This window comes from Sphingobium phenoxybenzoativorans, assembly GCF_001757355.1.
GTDB lineage: Bacteria > Pseudomonadota > Alphaproteobacteria > Sphingomonadales > Sphingomonadaceae > Sphingobium > Sphingobium phenoxybenzoativorans.
Genome location: NZ_MINO01000025.1, coordinates 24091 through 45218 on the forward strand (window position 1 = coordinate 24091; position 21128 = coordinate 45218).

Sequence of the window (21128 nt, forward strand, 5' to 3'; positions counted from 1 at the left end):
TCCGCCATAATCTAAAGGATTTCTACCAGAGAAACTGATACAGAGATCAAGTCATTTTGCTTACAAGGACAAATAAAAGCATCGCGCAAAAACATTGCACAGATGAAGAATTGATATTTTTTTGTTTATTCTATGACTATGCGGCGTAATATTTTTTATACTTCTTATAATACGCACTGGCGTCTTCTTTCGTCCATTTATTCTGCTGATCAAGATCCACCTGAGTTAACGCAATTCCGGCAACATTGGCCCCAGATTCAAGCAGCATTCTCGATGCCGCCAAAGAAGCGTCGCTAGGTGTGTCGCCCCATCGCACTAGGAAGACAACACTATCTGCTTTCGTCACAAGAAGGCGGGTCTCGGCAATGGCAAGAACCGGTGCGGTATCAATCAGAATGAAGTCAAATGCCTTCCTGAGATCTGCCAGCAGATCATCCATTGCCGATTTGATAAGGACATCATCGGCCCCCACCGGCTGCGTGGAAATGGGAAGAAAGTAGGCCGATGAGATCGGATCCTTCACGATCGCCTGCTGCAGTGAGCAAGTGCCTGCAAGGACTTCCAACAGGCCATATTTTGCGTGCTGAGATGCAGGCCCACGATCTGGACGGCGCGTGTCGCAATCAATTAATAGGGTCTTGAGCCCGCTTGTCGCCGCAACTCGTGCCAAACACATTGTGCTGGTTGATTTTCCTTCGCCCGGCAGAGCAGAGGTGACAGCAACGACCTGATATGGCTTAGTGCTTTGAGGCTTGTAGAGCGAAGCTAGCAGCATCCGAAAACTCTCGGTGAATGCCGAAAATGGCCGATCAATCACGATGCTCGGATCAAATTCGGCTGAACCTGCTTTTTCGTCACCACTGAGCGTCGAGGAAAAGCTCGGCACAGAAGCCAAAGTGCGCATGCCAAGAACTTTCTCGACATCACGCGACGTTCGAATTCCTTTTTCCAACAGTTCCCGTACAAGAATTGCCAATGCCCCCAACGTGAGCGCCAAGACAATTCCAATCGCTCCGAACGATTTCAGCGAAGGAAAACTCGGCATACCCGGAATGCCGGCGAGGGTGAGAATTCGCGCATCCGCACTTTGCGCTCCCTCTTGCGCCGTGCTCTCCCGATACCTGCGAAGATAATCCTCATATGTGCTGGCAATCGTTGATGCTTCGCGAGCAAGTTCGCTCTGAGTGGCCTTGGCGCGATTGTTAGCGTTCAATGTCGCAGATAAATTGCCGACGCTGCTTTCCAGCGAAGCGACACGACTGGCAGCGGCTTTTTCCTTTGCCTCCAAATCACCGATAGAGCGGCCACCAGCTGCAGCAATTCTTGCTCGCAGGGCCGTTAATTCTGAACGCGTCGAGATGAGTTGAGGATGATTTGGTCCGAGATTGGCTTCCAATTCGGCCAGTTTGCGGCTCAGAACGGCTTCTTGGGCCCACAGGCCGCCGCCATTGGCACCTTCCGGAGATCCCTGATCGGAAGCACCAAGGAATCCGTCGGAAGGCGCATAATTGCCACCAGCCGCTAGAGCACGGGCTTTTTGCAGTTCCGCAAGCCTTGAGGCATGCTCCGCCCTGGCAGCGCTCAGCTCGCTCGACATTGAGGCAAACTGCTGCTGCGAGACATTTTGATCGTCTGCGGACGTGAGCAAAGGATGACTGGATTTGAAGTCTGCCAAGGCGGACTCAGCCTTAACAGCCTTCTCGCGCAAGCCTCCCAGCTTACCATAAAGAAAACCACTTGCCTGCTGGGTGGCTGTCAGTTTCGAACGAAGCTGGTCGTCAGTGTATACCTTCACCAGCTCGTTGACGACCTTAGCAGCAATGACCGGATCCTTATTGGTATAGCTGACGTCGATAACGAACGCGACGCCGAAGCGCTTTGCGGCCAAGCCAGAAGAAATCAAATCGACAGCCGTACTCACTGCCTCCTGGGGAGAAAGTGGGCCATCATCTTCCGATGGCGGAGGCATGAAGTCCGGATTGTTCGCAAGACCCAGACGCGTGACTACCATCGCAGCCAAACCTGGAGACTGCAAAATCTCAACAGCGGTATCCACAGCATAAGTGTCCGGCGTATCTCGCTGAACAATGTCCTGAGAGACTACCTGCTCCTTGCCTGTCTTGAGCACCACCTGAGCAGATGCAGTATATTGCTTGGGTGTTAGGATATATGCCGCGACCGTGAGCAACATGACGATAACTGCAACGATGACAAAAAGAATCCACCGTCGGCGAAAGGCAAGCCACGCAGCTCCAAAATCAATCAAACCACTTGATGATTCCGAAGCCGGAACTGAATTAGTAATCCCGATCTCGGGCTTGCCTGAAATGAACGTCATAACTTTTATCCTACGATCGGCAGCTGTCAGCACGGCTCAGATACGCAATTTATTTTCCAACTCACAGCCCGATATGCTGACAAACAGATCGGCCATCAACATATAACTATTCGACAACCCTTGCAAAAAGGCCTTGCTTTTCGCTTGGGTTCGCCGATCGCGCAATATCGTCGTTTAACCCTGCCCGTCTTACAGTGGCGACAGAATTGCTGCAACTGCTCACTGGGCGCAGCTGCCGGTGCCTTTAACAGATGGAGTCCCACGAGGCCGATTCGCGTCATGTCGTACGACGAGCCGTGCTATAATCGGGAAGTGATCTGAGCCTGTGGGAGGAAGACGGTCAACCGAGGCCACGGATAAGCCTGAACCAACGACAAAATGGTCGATCGGCAGGACCGGCAAGACATGTTCAATTTTGTTCATTCGCGAAGGAAATGAGAATAAGGCGCGCGAGACGCGGCGAGCAGGTATTATGCCTCTGTCAAACTCGCGCATGCCAAATTCCCAGGGCGTGAGGTTAAAATCGCCAGCAACGATCAGCAGGCCGTGTTTGGATGCATGAATGAAGTTCATCAGCCTGCGTCGCTCCACGTTTCTTTCGGCAACTGAGCCGTCCCGGGCCATATGAACGGTCGCAAGCAAGATCGACGACGTTGGCAGGGTTAGATGAGTCCACATAATGTGGGGGCCAGTAGTCGCACCATTACTATCCTTGAAACGCCAGCGAACCCGATCCATCGATATGCGGGAATAAATTCTGAGGTCGCAACCTCTTACACAGCGTGAATGGTAAGGATATTGCCTGTCTAGCATTGGCAAATATGGTTCAACGCTGCCGCTTGCCTCTTGTAGCAGTAGAACGTCCGGATTGGCCGCAAGAAGCGCGCGGACCGTCGCCTCCGGCCGCCGATTTCTCACTGCAAGATTATGCGACACGATGCTGATCTGCTTTTGTTCACTAGCCTCGCAAGAGGCCGCAGACCACATCTCAGATACAACAAGGCTGGCTGCCACTCCGATCAATCCCAGACTGATCGCAATGAGCCATCTCCCGCCCTTTAGGATGCCATAAATTAAAAGAAATATATGCAGAAATAATATAAAAGGATATACTGCAAAAATTCTCTCATATTCTCCCAAGTCTATATTAATTATTGGCCAAACTGTGTAAGATGCCGTTAAAAAAATTATTGACGATAATATTATATAATAAAATGTCTCCATTTTTATATTTTTGAACATGCGGGAAGGAAAATTCGACGCCATATTACCTCGCCCACGTCGATATCCGTATTTCAATCGCTTCGACGTGCGCGAGTATCATTGTAATATGAGGCCCAGAGTCTGCCTCTTTGCCGGCGTATCTTCCGCCTTTTGTAGAAAAAACGGATTAGCATGATTGCACCGAGCACAAGGCTCAGTGCACACGCACCCAAGATGAGAGCCGCTGGGTCCACTTAACAGCTCCCTTGTTCTATCACCATCACTATTAAGGCCCTTCCGGCTCACCACTACGCGATTGAAAAGTGAAGCCTGACAATCTGCACCGCTGCCAAACATCCACAAATCAAGATCGATATACACTGGACGCGAATATGTGCCACTCCCGAAAGATTCGGTAGCCTTTCCAGAGTTTTATTGCCGCTCTGTGCAGGCGATAACCAAGCTGATCCAAAGCGAACCATATCCGATCAAGCCTTCTGGCCCCTGCTTAGCCTGCCTGAGAATCTTCGACGCCGGTCTGGAGCCAAAATTTATCAAACTTTCAGAGGTTTGACATAAATTTGGATGACACGTCTTCCACTAAGGGCTTTCAATGACCGGTCTATATGTGATGATGATGGCTCCGTTCGCATTGGTAGGTGCCATGGTGCTTTCTTGGTACCGTAACAGGGGCGATGATTATTACTGACCGAGCAGATTTCCCGACATTGGCAGATTGCCGTTGCCTAGCCTACCTTGTTTCAGGCGGGAATATGTTCCAACGATTGGAAACCTGACCGAGCTGCCAGACCGTAGGCCTCGATTGTTTTGGCGGCAATCTCGCTCCAGTCATAGTTGCTGAGTGACTGGCTCCAGTCGACTCGGTTTTGGCTGGCATCACTTGGCAGACCTGAGCGAATTGCCCCTGCAAGGCCGCTGACATCCGCCAGCTTAAAGTAGCAACCATGCGGCAATCCGACATTCAAATTAGCTTCAATATCGCTGGCCACCACTCGACACCCGAAGGCCATCGCCTCCAATAATGCGATTGGCAGCCCTTCATGACTGGAAGGCAATGCGAAAATTCCGGCATGGCTGTAGAGTTCCTCTAGTGCCAATCCCGTTTGAAAGCCCGCCGCAATCACATTCCGATTGCCCGAGACCTCCTCATCAATGATTTTGCTGTAGTCAGTCGCATGATCAGCAGCCCCCACAAGAACCAGCTTCATGTCTTTCACATCGAGGAATTCTAACGCGTGGATCAGATCGATCTGCCTCTTCTCAGGAACGATGCGCCCCACATGAAGGATGTACCCCCCAGGCTTTAGATCCAATTTATCAAGGATCGTCGTGCTGGATACTGGCTTTGTCGACCTAACGCCATTGGGTATATATTTGAATGACACACCGTAACGCGCACTCACATCATTTGCGAGAGAGGATGAGACGCAGATTCGCTCATTTGAAAAGAGTGCGCCAAACCGCTCACCCAATCTGAGCATCTTGCGCGCAAACCACCCCCACTTCTCACGCTGAAAATCTTCGCCATGGTGCGTAAATACCACCCGCAGTCCTAACAACCTTGCGAGAGGAACTGTCAGCGACGGCCCGATCGCATGCATGTGGAGTATCCGCGGCCGGCGCCAGGCAGCATAGAGCACCCCTATTATAGAATGCACGATGGCTTCGGTCGATTTCCCCTTGGGAGACCATAAGGGAATGGTGCGTATATCTCGCCCGCTGGCGACTATTTGCTCGCCCGCGTAAGGCTTTCTGACGACTACTTCGACTGCATATCCAGCACGGTCAACCTCCTGCGCCAATTGCTCAACATGCGCTTCCACACCGCCTTGACCATGGCCAAAGCTTCGCAGCCCCAACATCATAACATCAGGTCGTCGGCTCGATTGTTTTGCCTCGTCCCGCATGGCTAGCAGCCTGCTCCTGCTATGCGCCTGCTACGGGAGTAAATCCCGTACAATGGGGGCGGCATGTTCTCACCGCAGAGGGTTTGAAATCGGTAAATTTTCGACCCCTTCAACATTGGACATTTATATGATTAATAAGCAAAAAGCTCTCATGCTGCTTAGCAGCAAATATCAGCCACTTCGGACTTTGCATACTGGAAATAAGCGATCGCGACATGGCCTCCAAACTTCCCCGCAAACGTATCCTATTTGTCATAAATTCGCTCGCAGGCGGCGGAGCCGAGCGCGTCCTGTTGGAATTAATCGGCGCTTCCCGCCAATTTCTCAGCGATTATGACATTTCCCTCGCCCTGCTCGATGATGAAGCAAAGGAATATACACCACCTCCATGGCTACACATTCACCAACTGAATGGCCGTTTCAAATTGATACAGAGCATCCGCGAGTTGCTCAAACTTGCCAGAGCCGAGCGGCCCGATTTGACGCTCTCCTTCCTGACCAGAGCCAATATCGCCAGCGTGGCGGTAGCCCGGATGCTGGGACATAAGGCCATCATTAGCGAGCGCGTAAACACCAGCGGTCATTTCGCCCACGGCATCGCTGCCCGCCTTTCCAAAGCTATGGTGCGCACGATCTATCCCCATGCTGATCGCATCATCGCTGTGTCCGACGGTATCGCGGAAGACCTTGAGCGCAATTTCTCCGTTCCTGGGAGCAGGCTCGTCACGATTCCAAATCCCGTGGATTCTGACCGCATCAATCTTGCAGCCGCGGAAGAAATGACGCTGCCCGTTGACGGGCCATACATTGTGGCAGTATCGCGGCTTAGCAAGAACAAGAACGTTATTCTCCTTACCGACGCGCTAGCCGCATCAGGACTGAAACTGCCGCTGGTCATCCTCGGCCAAGGGCCCGAGCATGACGAGATAAAAGCCCGAGCAAAAACGCTCGGAGTAGAGGATCGGATAGTGCTGGCAGGCTTCGCTGCCAACCCTTACCCCGTGATGCGTGCGGCAAGCTGCTATGTAAGCGCGTCAAATGCAGAGGGATTTCCAAACGGACTGGTGGAAGCGCTGGCGCTTGGCCTTCCCGTCGTGGCGACAAACTGCCCCTCAGGCCCGTCGGAAATACTGGCAAAAGCTCGTCGGGAAGAGATAGATGGTATACATATAGGCGAGAATGGCATTCTCGTCCCTCAAAATGACGCCTTGGGGGTGGCTGAGGGTTTGCGATTGGCTCTCGAACCAGAACGCGCGCGTGCGTTGGCCATAGCAGGCCCTCGTCGCGCTGGCGATTACAGTTTAAACGCGGCGCGCGACCTGTATTGGAAGGTCATCGAGCAATGTCTGGGCGAGGCACGCAGTACACCCCCCGCTTCTCGACATTCCAGAGCAGCGGCTACGGTAATCGCCAGCGATAAGCCAAATTAAAAGACGCGTTGTCATTGCCAATGTACCGAGGAAAGGCCATCGAGAGAAGAGTACCCGCGGGCAATCTCATATCTGCTCAAATTTCTGGTACCTTCGGCAGGAGTCTGGATATGTTAAAGGCATCGTTCATCGCGGCTGCTCTGTTTGTGTTTGGAACGTCGGCCGCAATCGCCCAAGCCGATCTCAAGCCTTTCGAACCAACAAAGAAACTGAAAAAGTTAAATCGAGGCAACGATGCAGTTTTCATCGGAAGTAATGTAAATTTCAGACGGATTGATAACATCGATATAAAGGGCGCATTTCGGGTAATAGAAACAAAGCCTGGTACGGTAATTTCCGATAGCGAAATTTCAAATATTAATGCGGTAGATGTTCAGCGTGACTGCATCAGGCTTCGAAAGGCCGAACGGGTGGTAATATCAAACGTCTTCTGTCGCCATGCGGACCTGCCCAACACCCCTCCTAACCTACCGGAGGGTTTAGCCATCATCGCGGGGTCGGACATCGTTGTTCAAGATAGCGAGTTTAGCGGATTTCAAATGAACATGGATGCCAACCGGTACTGGAATGGCGATGGGATCGCGGCAGAGGGTACCGTTGACGGGCTTCGTATCGAGCGTGTCCTGGTGCAGGATAACAGCGATGGAGGCGTCGATCTAAAAGCGAAGAATGCCTTCCTTGATCAAGTGACCGCCAGAAGAAACACACGCAACTTTCGCTTCTGGGAGTCGGCAGAAGCGGGAACCTTGATCAGCGAAGACCCAATGAGCCGTGGTGGAAAAAGTAGTCCTCTACATATTTGGGTGCTCGGCCGCGGCCAACCGAAAACACTCCATATCAAAAATTTGATCGCCAAATCAGCAACATCCGCGCCCCTACTGGTTTCAGAGGGTGGATTTACGACATTCATCATTGATGAATGCGATATCGATATTCCCGATACCGCCAAAATATTATTAGGCCCTGGAAAAATTATCGCAGGTCCAAAATGTAGTCTTACTCAATAGCGGAATATACGAATAAATATTTTCCCGCACGCCGCGACGATGACAAAATAGCAGGTTAACGGAATTTATCGCTATGCCGGGTTCTCATGCATTGCAACTTCCAGTTTTAGGACAATGCAGGTTGCGATCTTCAGCAATTCATCGTGACAAAATATGAAAAAGATGGAAAGCGCGCTCTAGATAATGTGGAAGTCCCATACATGCATCAATCTTCTGTAACGGGATTGAATGAGCTCGCGATTGGCTGCACAGAGATGATGAAGGGGCAGTATTCGTGATCCATATCATGGTATGGCAGTGGGTTCGCAAGGCACTTGCCGAATATCCTTGGCAGATCGCCGCATTACTGGCGCTTGGTTTCCTGTCGTCAATCGCCGATGGTCTCAGCATCAGCCTTTTGATACCTTTGCTTTCAACATTGTTCCATAGCGCAGAACTCGTAGGTTCGGATGAGGGGCCAGTTGCAGAAGCTTTAGGTAAGGTCGCCAATCTGGCAGGCACCGAAAATCGTCTTGAGCTTATCGCAGGATTGATTGTCGCTTTGGTAACGCTACGCGCGATCATAACCTTCCTTAATGGCCAGTTGGTTACATGGCTCAGTGGACGAATGAGCATGTCACTGCGAGCCCAAATCCATGCAAGTCTTTTGGGCGTAGATTATGAATTTATTTGCCTTACCGACAATGGAAAACTCATAAATACCCTAGATGGCGAAAGCTGGAAAGTCACGCACGCTATATTTAGCGTATTTGATTTGTTTACCAATATATGCATGATCTTGGCTTTCACATGTATTCTTATTCTCATATCCTGGCCACTTACTCTTATCGTCATTGCACTTGTGGGGTTGGTTTCAATATTTCGTAGATTGATCGACGGTCGTACGAGATTGCTGGGCGAGAAAATCGTGCGCGCATCTGAGGATTTGTCTGTGCGGGCCTGCGAGCTGCTCGATAGCATGCGTATGACGCGTGCATTTGGCCGGGAAGCCGACGCACAGCGGGTTTATGAGGACGCATCTCAACGGCTTTTCAATCTTGAAAGAAAGGTTGCAACCTTAGGAGGCGGCGCCTCGGCAACGCAGGAAGTACTTTATGCGCTTATAGTGGCTATCATTTTGCTGGCCGCGGTTTCTCTTGGCGTTGGTCAGGCTTCGATGATTGCCTTTCTTGCATTGCTTCATAGGCTTCAGCCGCACGTGAAGGCTATTGACGAAACGCGCACCAGCCTTGTCCAAGCCACAGGATCTGTGGAGGCAGTTGCAAATTTACTGAATCTGGAACAGTGGTCGGACCGTGCCAACGGCACCCAAGCCCTGCCGCCCTTTGAAGATGCTATTCGCTTTCAAGATGTCAGCTTCTCCTATGCCGGCAAAAGTCGGGAACGGCGCAATGCGCTTGACCATATTTCATTCGAGATTCCTTTTGGTAAAACGACGGCACTGGTTGGCGCCTCAGGTGCCGGGAAGTCCACCATCACTAATCTGATTTACCGATTTCATGACCCGGACTCCGGTCAGATCAGCGTGGACAACGTGTCGCTTTGCGACCTGGATCTTACTTCATGGCGGCGGCGCCTCGCGATTGCCGGGCAGGACACCGACCTTATATCCGGAACGGTAGGTCAGAATATTAGTTATTCCCGGCCCGAAGCCACTGAGGAGGAAATTAAGGAAGCTGCTCGAGCAGCGGATATCCATGATTTCATCCAAACGCTGCCAAACGGCTATGACACGGAGATTGGGGAGAGGGGGCTTCTTCTCTCGGGAGGGCAACGTCAACGTATCGAACTTGCCCGCGCCCTGCTTCGAGAGGACAGCATTCTCATTCTGGATGAAGCGACAAATGCGTTGGATAGCCTGACCGAAGCAGAGGTGTTCAAGGCACTCGAATCTATACAGGGCAAGCGGACGATCATCATAATCGCACATCGCCTGAGCACAACACGTATGGCCGACGAGGTGATTGTACTGTCCCACGGAAAAGTTGCTGAACATGGATCGCCCTCCCAGCTGTTTCAGCAAGGTGGAATTTTCAGCAAGATGGTGCAGCTTCAGGAATTAAGTTATCTGATCAATGATCCTGTTATGCTTGCCAGTGAAAGCAATGCTATCTCAAGGCAGCTGACGTAAGCGCCGCCCCTTTATTAGTGCCGTAACCATCCGGAGTCCGTAATTTATCACCCGGCGCACGCCAGGGGGCGTGTAGGCCCTAAGGAAACGACGCGACGCACGTAAAGCCCTCCGACATATCCTCGCCAGCGGTATGTACAGTGGCACCCTATATGGAAGAAGCTGGTTGCGTATAGAACGATTTATGACCGGATCGTTCAAGCCCAACCGTCGCACATACTGGTCAAGCCATCGGAGGTATACGGCTCTAGCGGGATGATGATCTAATGGGTCATACTCCCCGGACTCAAGGCTTTTCCAACAACAGGACTCGCTATGCTGCCTGTAATAGTCCAGCACTTCATCTATCACGACGATCGGATAGTTGGCGGTCATCTTGGACAGGAACACTTGATCTTCATATAGACCACGAAACGAATGCTCAAAGCCGCCACACTCTTCAAAAGCGTGCCTGCGTATCAACAAGCTGCAAATTCCGGGCAGGCAACCACCTTGGGTGACCAGAAACTGCCGCAAGACAATAGGTGGTATCAGCAACATTCGTGCGGGCAGATCATTGTGGCCGGCAAAATCGGCCTGGCCATCGACGGGCGGCTTCTCTCCCCGCGCCTCGGCCCAACTGTACCAATAGAGCGTAGGGCCATAGATAAGTCTGGCGTCCGGAAAATCCCGCGCTACCTGCACAAAATGCTCGAGCCGATCGGGAAGCCATATATCATCCGCGTCGAGAAATGAGATGAACTCGCCGGAACCGGTCGAAACACCAGCATTTCGAGACGCACTCATGCCTCGGTTCTGATGGCCCTCATGTTCGATATAGCGAATTTTCCCGGGATATCTTTCAGCATAGCTAAGAGCGATCGACGTCGCGCCATCCGAGCTGCCATCATCGACCAGGACCAGTTCCCAGTTCTTGTAGGTCTGTCGGATGATGCTCTCGATCGCCTCGGCAATATATTTCTCCCCGTTAAGGAAGATCATTACTACCGTTACAAGGCCTGACGCGTTGCCCTCTTGCGACGTCATCTTCCAACCCTCAACAGAAGATGATGCTCATCCTGAAGCCACCGTGTAAAGGCTTCTTCATCCCTCTCTACGGACTGCAATCGCGGTAATGCCAGACGATCCATTGTGGATGTGGCGGCACTTACGGCACTGGTACAGGCGACATCGACACCCAATGCCTCGACGAGCTTCTTCGCCGAGGAATTCAATCGTCCAAAGGGATAGGAGAAGCGATCGATCCGTGCCCCTATCGTCTCTTCCAGGTCCCGATGGCCACCTTCAATCTCCTCTGCTTGTTCCGCGAGCGACAAATCCGGTAGTGAACGATGTGTACGCGTATGACTACCAATGTGCAGCAGCGGGTGCCCTGCATGGCCGGACAGCTCCTCTCGCGTCGCCGGGTAGCGACTTTCCGGCCCCTTGAGCGATGCCCCCGCCCAGAGGAGTATCTCGTCTGTTACAAGATCCTGTGCTTCGGGAGGCAAAAGGACAATTGCATTCCACAGTTCCACATACAGCTTTTCCCGATCAGTACGCGGTCCATCTTCATCCGCGACCCAATTTTGCGCCAGGGCCCTGTCTTCGGGTCGATCGTCGATGGCGAACTCTCGGACATCTTCCCCCAGCTTCAATGTCAACGAAACCGGAAGGGTCGCACTCTCGAGAATCGCGCGCGTCAACGCGTCCCACCAAAACTCGCGCCGCCGACCTAGAGTTTGAGAGACCGCAAAGATCGTGATCGGGATCTCGTATTTCTCGATAATGGGTAGCGCGGCTGTGAGATTGTCGACATAGGCATCATCGAACGTAACGGCGATACTCGCGCCACTCTTCGAATAGCCTTCCCCGCTGGAAAATGCTGTCAAATCCACTGCAGCGCGATATTTCGCCAACACAGCCATCTGATCCGCGAACGCAGCAGGTGAGACGCATAGCCCCCACGGATCACACGATTCTTCCGCGACGCGATGATACATCAATATACCACCGCGCTCATGTCGATTGTGTATCGCTCTCCGCAACGGATGCAGCGCCCGACGAACGATTTGAAAGGCCGAACTATTTCTCAAGGTAAAAAATGGTTTCCCTACCATATTGCGTTGCTGACACGATTATTTCTTCGCGCACTTGGAGGCCTTCGAAGAAAGCCGTCAATTCGCTTTTATCTAGGGAGAGATCAGGAATTGCCCCATTAAACGCGATCGCTTCATCGCTCTGCGCAAAGGGTGTGAAAATTATGAGCGTCATACGCTTGCGGAACGATGATATGGCGTTTTCAAGAATTTGCCGCCATCCCCAATTATGCTCCAGGACATGGCGCATGAAAATACAGTCCGCCTCGGAGCGGTACTCTTGCAGTTCCGCTTTGATATCGGCCTGATCGCTTTTGCTGCCGTCTATACCAACGTAGCGACTTTGGGAGACAAACTTTTTGGCATATGCGCTGCCACAGCCCCAATCCTCTATGGTCGCGCCCACCCCATCTAAATGGGCCATGCCCAGCTGATAGCTGGTCTCCTCATCATATGCAGTCGGATCCTGCCCCTCATAGTTCCACAGGTCAGCCATGCGCATCTTGGCATTTGCATCACCAGCCCTGGCAGTGATTGCTATGGTTACGGGATATTCCGGATCAACATGATCCAGTTCCGCGGCAGTCAGTTCACTTTCTGCAAGCCCTTGCAGGAAGGAAGTGGCAGAAAGGACGTTCCCGTGATGGACCACGTCCACATTCCCCTCCTGGAACACCTGTTCACACAGCTTCCTCGCTGCACTCTTCGTCAGCGACCAATACCAAGTGTCGTTCCATGAGGGATCGGCAACCTGTGTAATCCCGGGCACAGTGCACAACAGTACGCCACCTGGCTTGAGGATGCGGAAAATGGTCGTCAACGCCTGCTTCATATCGAAGATCAGATGCAGGGTCTGCGTCAGGATCACGCAGTCATAGCTGTTGCTCGGAATGGAATAGCCGTCAGTGAGGTCATCGACATAGGTCGCCCCCTCCTCATCATTGACATGGAGCATATCACTTTGGGTTACACCCTGGCCGTATAGTTCGGTATATGTCCGCTCCCCAATCTCCAGTACCCGGCCTGTGATCAGCCGCCCCTGTGATTGAAGGAAATTCTCGATATAGTATCGATCGATTGGCCGGCCCCGGTCATAGCCATATTCCCGGCTGATGGGTTCCAGGCGCCGGAGATCACCGAACCGAACCCTGCCATGTAGTGGTACGCCTTCGCCACCCAGCCTGAACCGGACAAATTTCAATAGTGGCATGATCCCTGATCGACGTGCTGCGCCGCGGATCTTGCTTTTTACAGAAATATTCAACTTCATCCCCCCGGACAAGATACAGCCTTTCTATCGCCCAGAGCATGTCACCATGTCGAGTGCAAAGCGTATTATTTCGAAGCTGCTATGTTCAGATTTCGGACGATATGATGATCGTCGCTCCGATAGGTGCTCGCCTTTAAACGCAAATCTCGTTTTTATTTTGCTGAATTTCACGAAACTGAAACAGGCTCATGCCGAAGCATGAGCCTGCAGGATAGGTTAACGATGGCTGCCTTGTCTGACGGCAGCCTCAAATATTCAGTCACTTATGGCAGCTTGCACCCCGCCCCCAAGGTGACGACCGTTGCCGCCGTCGCCTTATACATCAGCTTTGTGCCTGGTGGCACTGACAGCTCACAGGATTTTATCGTAACCGACTTGGCGCCATCAACATAAAGGATGAGCGCGTTGGTTTTCGAGGTGGCTATCAGCTTGTCAATCACAACCACTGCACCTCCTCCAGCCCATACGTGCGCATTCACTGGATCAGTGCTGGTCAGGGTCGTGGCCGCGGCCGTCCCCCAGAAGCGATAGCTACGATAGTTTCTGGAGGCGCTCAGATTGCGAAGTACAGTATTTGTGGATTTAAGGTCAAAGCCGCCATCGCTGTTATCGCTTGAATCGACATCTTCAATGGTCAACCGATCAACCGCCTTCTCCGCCGCAACACCGTCTCCATTGGCATAGGTATTCGGTATCGGTATGGTCTTGAATCCGGATACAGAGCCTCGCTGAATCAGGATATTCTTGCCTCCAAACATCACGATGCCGGTAGGTATCTGATCATTCGTCTGCGGAATGTTCCGCATGGCAATATTGAAATCCTGGATCTGAACGCCGTCCGCGTTGCCGGTTATGCGTATTCCTTCTCGCCAAGTGTCGGAAATGAAGACCCCCTTCATAGTCATATTGCTAACGACAGCAGCAGGATCGCTCCAAACCGTCATGGCTGCATTTAGAAAGATGGCCGGGCCAATCACAGCGTTCTGGACCGTGCCCTTGATTTTGACGCCAACTCCGCCATTGAAGGTAATGGGATTGGCAGGCGCGACACGCCCGTTTGTGGAAATATTGACTGTCTGCGCGTTGGCTGCGCAAGAGGCAGCCGCCATGAGGATTGCGCATGCAACCCGTAGATTCTTGCCCATGTAAAAGCCCCGACTCTAGCCCCCACCAGAACCATGGCCATTAGAATAGATTCACCTTTCCAGGTTATTAATTACGAGATAAATACATAGTTAAATGAAATTATTCATGTCGGATACATCTAAATTCCCATAAATAATTTTGCATTTTAGCATAGTCAAATGGCAATTTTTGTATAGTTTATTATGTATTAACCTAAAATAGTTTTCGTATTTCTAAAGGTGTTAATTTATAATTTCAAATATATGAGATTTTTATAAATTAGTATTTAATAGATTACATAATATTCACAAAAATCAATTCTCTCTATAAATTTTATGAAAAAATATCACGATCTATATTTAAATTTTTATACCAACGTCCAGATATTTCGATCTATTATGTTTTTATATTGGAAATATAAATAAAAATATCGCGCCTTATTCTATTTTTTTCTGTGTGCCATTGCCCCTCTCGGAATAATGACGAGTACCAGTCTTAGTCGCGCCAATTCTGCTGCTATCCCACGGAAAGTTAATGGAATTGCATATCCAGCGGGACATCGTTAGGGGTTTGTTATAGGAGCTGAGAAATGGCCTATCAGGTCGATATGATTACGCAGGAGTACCGCAGGCGACTATTTGTCGTCTTGGGTCTTGCTGGCGCCCTGACAGCATCCACATTGCCAGTGACGAACCAGCGCGCATTGTTCAATGCGCTGGAATTTCCCGACAATGACGAAGTCTTCGCCTATGGCGTAATTATGACGACCGGATTCGGTCCGAAAGGCGGCAACGGTCGTTATGGGAGACCTGGCAGGCCAAACCGTACCGACCGAGATGGCAACACGCCTCCCCCGGTCGCATATGCATTTCAGGTCCCAAATGAACCAACGCCCTTAGGACCGCCTGTCGATCCTGCAATAGCCACGCCACGAGGCCTGCTTCCTTCTGTGCCGCCGGGCTTGAGCTCGCCTCCAACCGGCGGTCCATCGCAAGTGGCTCCGCCATCAACGGCCACGCTAGTGGATTCCCCTCCGGCCCCGGTGCCACCTGTACCGGAGCCGGCGACATGGATCATGATGATCCTAGGATTTTTAGGAATTGGCCTTGGCCTCCGGCGCGTGCGCACAAAAGATGCGGCCCGTGTGACCTCGACCCTGTAGGTCAGCGAATACTTAGGCTGTCACCCTTGATTGTGACTGATTCGAACTTTGATAGGGCATTTTGACCTAAAAGCGACACACCCAGGCCGTTGCGGACCACCGCTGCCTTTAGCTGATTGACGTTTCGTCCACCTATTTCAATCCGGTCAATTGTTGCCCAGGCCATTTCAGCCTTACCGCCGACCGTTTTTACATTGCTATTATAGTGCTGTTCGCCCACCTCTATGCCGACCGCCTTGGCGTCCGCAGCTGTGAGCACCATTATACTTGCCCCGGTATCGACGAGAAAGCGCAGTGGCTTTCCATTGACCAGAGCGTCGACATAGAAAAGACCGTCACTGGCATTTCGCCGACTATAATGCCCCTCAGTATGGGATTTTGCATCACTACTACGTGCGCTATCTACGATTGCCGCGTTCGCGCTTGGAATAGCGTGGATTGATCCGTAAAATTCATCGCGATGAGCCCGCGCGAACACCAGCGTGATCGCTATCGATCCAGCGAACAATAGTTTTGTTCGCAGTGAAAGAGATTTGGTGAACAACATGGCAGCCATAATGACAGCCGCCTTTCAACATTCAGTATTGGGATTAGCCTAATTCTACATTTACCAATTATATCGGATAAGCCTTATCAATATACTTTAGTCTACGGGTTTCGCGAGGTCCTTCCGCCACGCAGATGGTAATCCTGCAACCCCGCCGCGATCAGTGACAAAAGCGCGCCGAGCGCCAACTGAATCGCTGCTAGATAGTATGGCCAACGCATGGAATGCGGGTTAGCGAAAAGCACATAGTAAGGACGCTCAACCTTATATCCTGCATATTCGTAGAGCCGGACGATCGAGCCAGGCAACGCATTAGAGACCAGAATGCCGGCTTTTGTCGAAACCGGTTCATCGACAGGCGGCGCCGCATTCCGCGCTACCGGTAGCAGCTCAACAAAGTAGCGAATTGCCCCATTCTCGCCTTCCCGCGCTTCCATCGGCGCGAAACGCACGCCCCTCTTTGAAACTATCAAATCTTGGGCAAACGCAGAGGTGCGAAGATAATTGATGTGACCGGTAATCATGGCTGCGCCATCGGGGGGGCGCTGATCATCAGCTCCGCCGACATTTATGATCCTATATGGCGGCTTGAATGTCGGGAGGGTAAGTGTCCAGATCAATGTGGAGAGGGAAGCCGCAGCGAGACCAGCTGCGAATATATAAAGCACCTTCCTGAGCCCTGCCCCAATTGTCTGCGCAGTAACGCGGGTCCTGTAAGCCTTCCTCATGCCGAACCGCTTCGAACCGAACCGCAATATCCACAAAGCCGGTGATCCGAACAACAAAACGAGCAGCATGAAAGTGAGGATTGGCGAATAATGGCCGAAATGGACAAACTGCCATTCCGAGATGCGCCCATAGAGCCCGGTGTAAAATACAGCCTCCCAGGCGAAATAGAAGGTTACGGCGAACAACCAGCCGAGCAGGATCCAATCAACACGGAGCCGCCGCTTGAGACGCCGCAATGGGGTACGGCGCGCCGCAGGCGGACGATCAAAGCGTTGTGTCAGGGTCATCCGATGTGATCTGTTCTTTTCCGTTATGGTTAATGAACCTTAGCGTAGAATGGGCAGGGCCGTCACCTCCCACGTCACAAAAAATTTGGAGAAGATATATGCGATTTTCCGCGAATAAATAAGAGCGCCGCAGCAATATAAATAAAGCGCGACAATCAAGAAAAATCTGTTCGCATATCATTTCATTATTTTATAAGTTTACCATTCTATTATAATATTTATAGCATTTACTCATGATTTATTATTGCGTATAAACGAATTTAACTTTCTAAATTTCGTATAGATTTTGCGCGATAATTTGCATAGGATAATGTATATAGTTAAAAAATGCATCAATATGAGACTTTGAGAAATCATCAAATTATTGCTTTAACTTGATTAACTGCGCAAATGGACAATCATAATCATCTCCCAATCGGTCTTGGAACAGAAAATGAAACATGCTCGTTTGATCTTGGTTCTAGCCGTCGCAATATTCGGGATGGCTCAGCCGGCAACAGCCGCCCAAAGCCTCGCGACCTTCTATGGAAAGATTTCCAGCGGGTTTGACAGAACGGGCGTATTCGGTGCTTCCGATACCAGCCTCGATGGCGCCTACGCTACTTTTGCTTTCCTTTTTGATGACGCGACACCCGGTGCTTATTTTAGCGTAAGCCCAACCGCCTCGCAGCTGAGCGGCGGTTCGCTTTATGGGATTCCCTCGCCTGGCAGCGCTGTTGTGACAGTCAATGGCGTGTCCGTACCAATAGCGGGCAGCTATCAATCATATGCAGCCAGGCACAATGGCGGATATGACGAGATAGATTATTTCGCCCAGGATTATGCCGGCACACCATCTGGAGAGAGCAATTGGGTCCATGGCAAGATCAGTTCCTCGTTGAATGATTTTATATCGACGACTGATTTCAACGGGATCCTTGCTTATGACGTTGTACCGGGCACGGATTTTCTGGCCGATTTCCAGTTCTACAATCCAGGCGTGGGGTTTGTGGGATCCGTGCAGGCCTACGGCAAGATGGCTGTCAGCCGCGTTACAGTGCAATCGCTCATTCCGGCAGTGCCTGAGCCTGCGACTTGGCTGATGATGATCGTGGGTTTCGCACTGATCGGCTCGGCCCTCCGCGCCGGCCGCAGGAAGGCGATTTCGACACCGAAAATGGTCTACTGATCTGACAAAAGAGAATGGCAGGCTTAGTTGCTAGAAAGCCGCTATGTAGCACAAGTTGAGCTCATACAGGGTGGGAATTGCTTGCTAAACTGGGGGGTCACAGGCTGAAAATTCAGCCAATTTGGAGGCTTCTCTATTATCTCACTGTTATATCTGAGAAATGTAAGGTTAATATAAATATAATTTTTATTGCCTTATATATCGATAATCCTTCCCTTCATTGCTAATATCAGGGCGGGGAGAATCAATCTTATAACAAGATCATTAGAGTTAACGGATTAGCCATCACTCTAATGCGATATGAGGTTTGCCTCTTCGGGGCGGGGGGGGGATTTAGCGGAATGCGTGTCTGCGTAGTGGGGTTGCGAGCTCTGCCATCTACAATTGGCGGCATAGAAACCTATTGCGAGATGTTGTATCCCCACATGGTGGACGAGGATGCGAACCTCCTCGTGACGATATTGACCAGATCAGGATATTCCAAAGAACGCGCTTTCAATTTCCGATCACTGAATGTCCGGTCGATTTGGTCGCCAAGAATCTCTGGTCTTGAAACTGCGATGCATACGTTGCTCGCCATAATTTATGCGCGGCTCACCATTCACCCGCAGGTCATACATCTTCATGGCGTCGGCCCGGCATTCTTCGCGCTGTTTGCTCGCATGCTTGGGATGAAAACAGTCGTCATTCATCACGCTCCCGATTATCGCCGTCCTAAATGGGGCATGGTAGGACGCTGGTTTTTAAAATCAGGGGAAAGGGTGGCAGCGCAATTTGCCGACGCCATCATATGTGTGAGTGACACCGTACGTCGTGATTTCCTGGGCCTCTATCCATCTGCAAGCTCTCGCACCGTCGCGATCCGCGCAGCCGCGGCACTCCCACCCCCCGCCTGGAATCACGCGGACGAGATATTGGACGAACTGGACCTGCACCGAGGTCGATATATACTCTCTGTCGGACGGCTGGAAGCTACGAAGGCATTGGAGGATCTGATTGACGCCTTCGAGATAGCGAGCCCCCTGGGAATGAAACTGGTGATTGCCGGCTCAGGAATCGGGGATGAACGCTATGCGCAAAAACTGATTGAACGGGCTTCAGACAAAATAGTCTTTGCCGGCCCACGTTATGGCAGCGCCTTGCGAACCCTTTATACTGAAGCAGCCTTGTTTGTGCATCCTTCCCATATGGAAGGCTTTGCCCTGGTGGTCGCTGAAGCCCTTTCCGTAAGGCTGCCGGTCATCCTGTCCGACATTGAACCCCATCGCGAGTTCAAACTCCGGGACAATTGCTATTTCAGGAGGGGAGATGTTCACCAGCTCGCTCGGTTGTTGGCTATGGACAGCTATGAGAGCTTTTATTCTAGGGAACAGTGCGAAATACAAAGCGCCAAATCCTGGACCCATGTAGCCCAGGAACATCTCTCCGTACTGGCAGGGTTATCCCGGGAACGAAAGAGGGCGCCCTCGCAGCCCGACTTTACCGTCAATTCCCGTCATTCTGACATTTCATCAAATACCGACCAATAATGATCCGCTATCCGGATCAGGGCGAAGTCCTCAGCCCGTTGAGCTGCCCGTTCCTCATATTTTCGGCGGATCACAGCGTTGTTCATGCTCCGCATCGCGGCGGCCATTGCTTCAACTGAATTCACCGGAACCAGGAGACCAAATTCCCCTTCACAGATTGTACCAGAGCCTGGCTTGGCAGTGCCTACGAGGATTTCCGCAGGGCCAGACGGACAATCAGTCGCGACAACTGCCTTGCCCAACACCATGGCCTCGACCATCGCATTGGGGAAACCCTCATTCAATGAGGATGACACAAAATAGTCCGCCCGCGATATGATGGCGAACGGGTTCCGCATATATCCAATGAGATGAATTCGGTCTGATGCTCCAGCAGCTCTAATTTGACCTTCCAATGCCGATCGGCTTGAACCTTCCCCCATAATTACGAGGTCGCCCTTAGTTTCCGAAACGAGAAAAGCGGATACTAATTGTGCGAAATTCTTGCTCGGTTCCAAACGGCCGACAGCGATAATAAAGCTTCCAGGGAGATCGATCTCTGGTTGAGCCTGCCCATCCAGTCGGATTGCGTCCAGATTATAGGGGTTATGGATGGTACGAATATGATCTGGATGGACGCCAAATTTCGCAACCAGATCTTTGCTTACCCCCGATGACACACCAAGCATAAGGGGGATATGACGATATATGACGCGGGGCGCCAGCCCGACAAGGATCCGCTTCAGCCCTGAATATCGGCCATCCAGGTGGGACGAAAGATGCATCCGCTCACACGCAATATGCTTCAAATTATGCCAACGCGCTACCAGTCCTGTCGATACATTTGCACGAACCAAAAGACTGACAACGAGCGTAGGTCGATGACTTCGAAGAAACTTCCTTAGCAGGTAAATGCTTCTCCACAGGCTGCCGCGTGAATCCAGCCTGTCAATCTTTACATATTCAGGCAGTGAGCGCGCATCGGGAAGCCGATCAAGCAAGACGACACGAACGGCATAACGTGACGCGCGCGCTCCGATTGCTTCAAGGATATTCGAAAGTGCACGCTCCGCCCCTCCAAAGCCGATGGAGTTAATGACGAAGATAATCGTCTGCTTCGACACCCCGTCCTTGCCGTCGGACAATCTTTCTGAAGAGATTTCATGTCCGTTGAGTGCGGCTGTCTCGGTTTTCATGCTCGGATATACGGTCGCGGC

The 21128-nt window shown here is 51.3% G+C and carries 16 protein-coding genes; 6 read left to right on the forward strand and 10 right to left on the reverse strand.

The genetic code is table 11. The features are described 5' to 3' along the window. Window positions 1-136 precede the first annotated feature (136 nt). From BHQ40_RS13135 to BHQ40_RS13140, 3 genes are all read right to left on the reverse strand, one after another. Entirely contained in the window at window positions 137-2338 is a 2202-nt protein-coding gene (locus BHQ40_RS13135) for a GumC family protein (RefSeq protein WP_070156325.1), read from the reverse strand. Between the two features lie 219 nt (window positions 2339-2557). After that, entirely contained in the window at window positions 2558-3604 is a 1047-nt protein-coding gene (locus tag BHQ40_RS25140; RefSeq protein WP_083276904.1) for an endonuclease/exonuclease/phosphatase family protein, read from the reverse strand. A gap of 698 nt (window positions 3605-4302) precedes the next feature. Further along, a complete protein-coding gene (locus BHQ40_RS13140; protein WP_070156326.1) occupies window positions 4303-5469 on the reverse strand; it encodes a glycosyltransferase family 4 protein in 1167 nt (388 codons plus the stop codon). Window positions 5470-5684: 215 nt separating this feature from the next. Between BHQ40_RS13140 and BHQ40_RS13145 the strand changes: the two genes are divergently transcribed. From BHQ40_RS13145 to BHQ40_RS13155, 3 genes are all read left to right on the forward strand, one after another. Further along, entirely contained in the window at window positions 5685-6899 is a 1215-nt protein-coding gene (locus tag BHQ40_RS13145) for a glycosyltransferase (RefSeq protein ID WP_070156327.1), read from the forward strand. Between the two features lie 110 nt (window positions 6900-7009). Continuing rightward, window positions 7010-7906 carry a hypothetical protein gene (locus tag BHQ40_RS13150; RefSeq protein WP_070156328.1) on the forward strand — a complete coding sequence of 299 codons (897 nt, stop codon included), beginning with the start codon at window positions 7010-7012 and terminating at the stop codon, window positions 7904-7906. Window positions 7907-8180: 274 nt separating this feature from the next. Further along, complete coding sequence (locus BHQ40_RS13155; protein ID WP_083276905.1) at window positions 8181-10037, forward strand: ABC transporter ATP-binding protein; 1857 nt, start codon at window positions 8181-8183, stop codon at window positions 10035-10037. Here BHQ40_RS13155 and BHQ40_RS13160 read toward each other — a convergent pair. From BHQ40_RS13160 to BHQ40_RS13175, 4 genes are all read right to left on the reverse strand, one after another. Further along, complete coding sequence (locus tag BHQ40_RS13160) at window positions 10020-11063, reverse strand: glycosyltransferase family 2 protein (protein WP_070156329.1); 1044 nt, start codon at window positions 11061-11063, stop codon at window positions 10020-10022. The two genes, BHQ40_RS13155 and BHQ40_RS13160, sit on opposite strands and share 18 nt — an antisense overlap. After that, window positions 11060-12019, reverse strand: a complete 960-nt coding sequence (locus BHQ40_RS13165) for a polysaccharide deacetylase family protein (protein WP_070156343.1) — start codon at window positions 12017-12019, stop codon at window positions 11060-11062. The genes BHQ40_RS13160 and BHQ40_RS13165 overlap by 4 nt, the downstream gene beginning before the upstream one ends. An 82-nt stretch (window positions 12020-12101) precedes the next feature. Beyond that, on the reverse strand, window positions 12102-13385 hold the full coding sequence (locus tag BHQ40_RS13170; RefSeq protein WP_070156330.1) for a methyltransferase domain-containing protein: 1284 nt from the start codon (window positions 13383-13385) through the stop codon (window positions 12102-12104). A 263-nt stretch (window positions 13386-13648) separates the two neighbouring features. Next, complete coding sequence (locus BHQ40_RS13175) at window positions 13649-14530, reverse strand: hypothetical protein (protein WP_139139302.1); 882 nt, start codon at window positions 14528-14530, stop codon at window positions 13649-13651. 569 nt (window positions 14531-15099) lie between these two features. Here BHQ40_RS13175 and BHQ40_RS25145 point away from each other — a divergent pair. After that, on the forward strand, window positions 15100-15672 hold the full coding sequence (locus BHQ40_RS25145) for a PEP-CTERM sorting domain-containing protein (RefSeq protein WP_083276906.1): 573 nt from the start codon (window positions 15100-15102) through the stop codon (window positions 15670-15672). A 1-nt stretch (window position 15673) separates the two neighbouring features. On the opposite strand, the gene BHQ40_RS25150 is transcribed toward BHQ40_RS25145, so the two are convergent. Then, window positions 15674-16228, reverse strand: a complete 555-nt coding sequence (locus BHQ40_RS25150) for a retropepsin-like aspartic protease family protein (RefSeq protein ID WP_083276907.1) — start codon at window positions 16226-16228, stop codon at window positions 15674-15676. 92 nt (window positions 16229-16320) lie between these two features. Then, window positions 16321-17235, reverse strand: coding sequence for a hypothetical protein (locus BHQ40_RS13185; RefSeq protein WP_070156333.1), 915 nt, complete (start codon window positions 17233-17235; stop codon window positions 16321-16323). 433 nt (window positions 17236-17668) lie between these two features. Between BHQ40_RS13185 and BHQ40_RS13190 the strand changes: the two genes are divergently transcribed. Continuing rightward, the gene (locus BHQ40_RS13190; protein ID WP_070156334.1) at window positions 17669-18403 is read left to right on the forward strand and encodes a PEPxxWA-CTERM sorting domain-containing protein; all 735 of its coding nucleotides are present in this window, start codon (window positions 17669-17671) and stop codon (window positions 18401-18403) included. A gap of 341 nt (window positions 18404-18744) precedes the next feature. Continuing rightward, a complete protein-coding gene (locus BHQ40_RS25155) occupies window positions 18745-19932 on the forward strand; it encodes a glycosyltransferase family 4 protein (protein ID WP_171905848.1) in 1188 nt (395 codons plus the stop codon). On the opposite strand, the gene BHQ40_RS13205 is transcribed toward BHQ40_RS25155, so the two are convergent. Beyond that, window positions 19899-21107 carry a glycosyltransferase gene (locus BHQ40_RS13205; RefSeq protein ID WP_083276909.1) on the reverse strand — a complete coding sequence of 403 codons (1209 nt, stop codon included), beginning with the start codon at window positions 21105-21107 and terminating at the stop codon, window positions 19899-19901. The genes BHQ40_RS25155 and BHQ40_RS13205 overlap by 34 nt on opposite strands. Between the last annotated feature and the right edge of the window lie 21 nt (window positions 21108-21128).

Coding starts and splice junctions, on each gene's coding strand:
- BHQ40_RS13135 (WP_070156325.1), bottom strand. CDS start 2,338: ATGACGTTCATTTCAGGCAAGCCCGAGATCGGGATTACTAATTCAGTT.
- BHQ40_RS13145 (WP_070156327.1), top strand. CDS start 5,685: ATGGCCTCCAAACTTCCCCGCAAACGTATCCTATTTGTCATAAATTCG.
- BHQ40_RS13165 (WP_070156343.1), bottom strand. CDS start 12,019: ATGTATCATCGCGTCGCGGAAGAATCGTGTGATCCGTGGGGGCTATGC.
- BHQ40_RS13150 (WP_070156328.1), top strand. CDS start 7,010: ATGTTAAAGGCATCGTTCATCGCGGCTGCTCTGTTTGTGTTTGGAACG.
- BHQ40_RS25145 (WP_083276906.1), top strand. CDS start 15,100: ATGGCCTATCAGGTCGATATGATTACGCAGGAGTACCGCAGGCGACTA.
- BHQ40_RS13140 (WP_070156326.1), bottom strand. CDS start 5,469: ATGCGGGACGAGGCAAAACAATCGAGCCGACGACCTGATGTTATGATG.
- BHQ40_RS25150 (WP_083276907.1), bottom strand. CDS start 16,228: ATGGCTGCCATGTTGTTCACCAAATCTCTTTCACTGCGAACAAAACTA.
- BHQ40_RS13185 (WP_070156333.1), bottom strand. CDS start 17,235: ATGACCCTGACACAACGCTTTGATCGTCCGCCTGCGGCGCGCCGTACC.
- BHQ40_RS25140 (WP_083276904.1), bottom strand. CDS start 3,604: ATGGCGTCGAATTTTCCTTCCCGCATGTTCAAAAATATAAAAATGGAG.
- BHQ40_RS25155 (WP_171905848.1), top strand. CDS start 18,745: ATGCGTGTCTGCGTAGTGGGGTTGCGAGCTCTGCCATCTACAATTGGC.
- BHQ40_RS13160 (WP_070156329.1), bottom strand. CDS start 11,063: ATGACGTCGCAAGAGGGCAACGCGTCAGGCCTTGTAACGGTAGTAATG.
- BHQ40_RS13175 (WP_139139302.1), bottom strand. CDS start 14,530: ATGGGCAAGAATCTACGGGTTGCATGCGCAATCCTCATGGCGGCTGCC.
- BHQ40_RS13190 (WP_070156334.1), top strand. CDS start 17,669: ATGAAACATGCTCGTTTGATCTTGGTTCTAGCCGTCGCAATATTCGGG.
- BHQ40_RS13170 (WP_070156330.1), bottom strand. CDS start 13,385: ATGAAGTTGAATATTTCTGTAAAAAGCAAGATCCGCGGCGCAGCACGT.
- BHQ40_RS13205 (WP_083276909.1), bottom strand. CDS start 21,107: ATGAAAACCGAGACAGCCGCACTCAACGGACATGAAATCTCTTCAGAA.